General features: G+C 63.9%; 1 protein-coding gene. It reads left to right on the top strand.

What is annotated here, in order from left to right; all coding sequences use genetic code 11:
* The coding region (locus MSL71_RS26355; protein ID WP_180147525.1) for a hypothetical protein at window positions 1-573 on the top strand (573 nt) is incomplete at both ends.

The raw sequence follows: 573 nt of genomic DNA on the forward strand, positions 1-573 counted from the left end.
CAACGTGGATGTCTCCTCGTTCAACGACGGCACCCTGACCGTGACCCTCGATGCCGAGGACGCAAACGGCAACAACGCCGCACAGGTCACCGACACCATTGCCAAGGACACCGTGGCTGACGCTTCCTCGGTCGACATCGCAGACTCCGGGGCCGACGGCGTCATCAGCTCCACGGACGACCTGGGCCACACCCAGCTCTCCGGGACCATCGAAGCCGGCGGTCGTATCACCGAGCTCACCATCTCCGACGGCGACACCACCATCACCTTAAATGAGGGCGACTACACCCTCCTGCACGACGGCACCTGGACCGCCAACGTGGATGTCTCCTCGTTCAACGACGGAACCCTAACCGTGACCCTCGATGCCGAAGACGCCAACGGCAACACCGCCGCACAGGTCACCGACACCATTGCCAAGGACACCGTAGCAGACGCTTCCTCGGTCGACATCGCAGACTCCGGTAACGACGGCGTCATCAGCTCCACGGACGACCTGGGCCACACCCAGCTCTCCGGGACCATCGAAGCCGGCGGTCGTATCACCGGACTCACCATCTCCGACGGCGACAC

Source organism: Desulfoluna butyratoxydans (genome assembly GCF_900699765.1).
Taxonomy (GTDB): domain Bacteria; phylum Desulfobacterota; class Desulfobacteria; order Desulfobacterales; family Desulfolunaceae; genus Desulfoluna; species Desulfoluna butyratoxydans.